Source organism: Proteus myxofaciens ATCC 19692 (genome assembly GCF_001654855.1).
GTDB classification, from domain to species: Bacteria; Pseudomonadota; Gammaproteobacteria; order Enterobacterales; family Enterobacteriaceae; genus Proteus; species Proteus myxofaciens.
Map to the genome: position 1 here is coordinate 1 of NZ_LXEN01000068.1, position 3,008 is coordinate 3,008.

Consider the following 3,008-nt stretch of genomic DNA (forward strand, 5'->3'; position numbering starts at 1 on the left):
AAAGAAAAAGTAGATTTACGACTAATAGGAAAGACAATAGCAATATTGACAATTAAACTAAGAATGATTTCACGAATGATAATTGATGATAATTTCCATTTATTTTTTAATTGACCATTAAATGAATAATGATTTGAAAATTCAATTGATTCATATAAATAATAATGTATAACCCATTTCATAAACAACCAAATTAATATAGGTGATAAAATGATACCAAGTAATATCGTAATATAATTATTATTTTCATATAAGTTTAAAAAAGAATATATTACAAAATAGAAAAAAGATAATACGATTATAATATAAAAAATAAAAACAATATAAAATCTAATGGGCTCTTTATTTTTGTCTTTAGATATACGTTGATTAAAATCATTCAGCATGAACTTTTCTGAAAAAACACAATATATCAAATATATTCTCTCATTATTCATTGCACTAAGTAAAATAACGAAGAAAATAGTGAAATTACCAATAATAATCTCTTTAAAGCTAATAGAATCAAAGTTATTAATAAAACAAACAGTCAATATCGTTGATGCTATTAAAATAGGCTTAAACATCATTCTATGGTGAGATTTAATATAATAAGAATAATGAGGTAACATTATATCTCCAATATAAAATATTATAAAATATAGTCATGACAATGCGATATATTTTTATCTCTAAGAGAAAATGCGTTTTTTGCTAAATAATAAAGCGATTTTTTCTCACTGATCTCAATATAATTTTGATAACCATGTTGACACCATAATGCCATGGTCTCTTTCCATCTTACGGTTTGTGTAAGCTGTTCTACTAGATTAAATTTTATTGTGTCAACTTCTGCAACAAATTGAGCTGAGAAATTCATTATTAAGGGTTTTTTAGGAATAGAAAACTGAATATCCTGCAAAAAATATTGTAGCTTCTCTTTTCCTTCATCCATCAAAATAGTATGCCATGCGCCATTCACGGCTAATTTTGTCGCCTCAATCTTTAGCTTAAGTAACTGATTAATCACCTTTCGTACACTAAAGCTATCACCTCCTATTACTTGCTGATTATCACTATTATCACAACAGATATTGACAGCTTGACCGACATCTTGCTCATTAATTAACTCACAAAGCTTATCATATGAGCAATTTCTAACGATATACATAATACCTTTATGACATGATGCTAATTCTTGCATAAGAGATGATCGAAAATTAATCATTTTAAACAGCGTTTCAAGGTTGATCACGTCAGCGGCAAATAACGCAGAATATTCGCCAGCACTATGCCCTGAGTAGCCTACTTCATTAAATGAAAAACGCTCTCTAAATAAGAGCAATGAGGCAATGTTGATGGTGGTAACTGCTACTTGTTGATAGCGCGTTTCAACCAGTTTGCTCATTGGTCCTCTTATACATAGCTGTCTAACATTAAACCCGGATATATCGCTAGCACAATCCCAAACAGATTGAGTAGCTTGAGATAAATCATAGAGATTTTTTCCCATACCAAGATAAGGTGTGCCTTGACCAGGGAAAAGCAGTACAGCACCTTCTTGTTCAGATACAATATCAGTCAATAACATAATTAATACTCCTTAATGGTATTCCTATTTATGCTTATCAATACGCTCCTTCAAAAGAGAAGAAACCTTACTAAAAGATAAAAAAGAGGCTATTAATGAGGACATTATTAGTAATAATGGGATCTTGAATATAAAATGATGTTGCCAAGACCAAAATATAAAAAAGGGATAGCTACCACCATCAGGTAATAAAATGGCTATTTCTTTTAGATTAATAAGCCAAGCAAACATAGAACCAAGTAATAATGTCAGTATTGAAATAAATAAAGCAATTAAAAATCCTTCCATTATAAAAATAAAAGAAAAAGATGATTTCCACATACCTAAATAATGAAGAAAACAAATATCTTTAATTGAATTCCTTATGCTATTTTCAATCACCTTATTAAAAATAAAAAATGAGACAATAACGATAAATATATTTAAGAAAGATAATGAAAAATAAAAATAATCATATTTATTTTTAATATTTTCTTGTCGCGCTAATCCACTCAAAGCCACTAGATTTAAACGATACTCTTTATTTGCACTCTCTATTTTAGATATAACATCTTTAATTCTGCTCTCCTTTTTCAACAGGATATTTATCATACTTATATTGTGATCGTTAAAAATGGTATTAATGGTTTCTAAAGGTATCTTAACTAAACCATAATCTGTATTTTTTAATTCTGAATGAAATACTCCACGAACAGAAACAAAAAATTCAATTTTTTCTTGATTATAATTTGTTACTATCAACTTGACTCGATCACCATAATGAATATCTGTCAGTTCAGCTAATCGGCTATCAATTGTAATTTCATCATTTGCAAGGTTTGAAAGCTCACTTCCTATCTTTGTGATATCAAAAGCGCCTATTTTTATTGATGCACTAGGTTCAATGCCTAATCCCGAAAAATGAGCTGTACGATGATTAGACATATTCATTATCAATCCAGCAAACTCACGCTGTGGAGAGTAAATATCAATATTATTTTTTAACTCTAAATCAGACTCTAAAATTGATATTATTTTTTTACTATTTTCTATATTAGAATTAATTTTTTTATAGATATCAGTATCTTTATATCCCTGTTTATAAATAGTAATATGCCCCATATTTGCTCTTGCTGATTGCTCTTGTAATAAAATAAAAATATGATTATAAAACCCATTATAAATATAAATAGATATAGATAATAAAATAAGAAATGAAATATTTTTTCTTGCACTAAAAATTGAATTAATAGTATTAAAAAAACTGTATTTGAAATAAAATTTTCTTAGAAAAGTAACAAATAAACTTATAAAAATAAAAATAGCGATGAGTATAATAAGGTTGTTCATTTATAATTCTCTAAAAATAAGGGTCTAATAACTAATTTTTTCTCTACTTCTAACCATAAAGGCACTTTATAAAACCCATATTTAGCAATTTTTCGACTTTCTTTATTAT

General features: G+C 27.4%; 2 protein-coding genes and 1 pseudogene. All 3 read right to left on the minus strand.

The window, feature by feature from the left end; genetic code table 11:
- Positions 1-611, minus strand: a pseudogene (locus tag M983_RS17755) (hypothetical protein); the annotation flags it as partial.
- A gap of 20 nt (positions 612-631) precedes the next feature.
- Positions 632-1,570: an ACP S-malonyltransferase gene (locus M983_RS07580; protein WP_066749467.1), complete on the minus strand. Its 939-nt coding sequence runs from the start codon at positions 1,568-1,570 to the stop codon at positions 632-634.
- Positions 1,571-1,594: 24 nt separating this feature from the next.
- A complete protein-coding gene (locus M983_RS07585) occupies positions 1,595-2,899 on the minus strand; it encodes an ABC transporter permease (protein WP_066749468.1) in 1,305 nt (434 codons plus the stop codon).
- Between the last annotated feature and the right edge of the window lie 109 nt (positions 2,900-3,008).

What these genes read in the sequence shown, in the direction of transcription:
- M983_RS07585 (WP_066749468.1), bottom strand. Translation starts at nt 2,899, where the DNA reads ATGAACAACCTTATTATACTCATCGCTATTTTTATTTTTATAAGTTTA.
- M983_RS07580 (WP_066749467.1), bottom strand. Translation starts at nt 1,570, where the DNA reads ATGTTATTGACTGATATTGTATCTGAACAAGAAGGTGCTGTACTGCTT.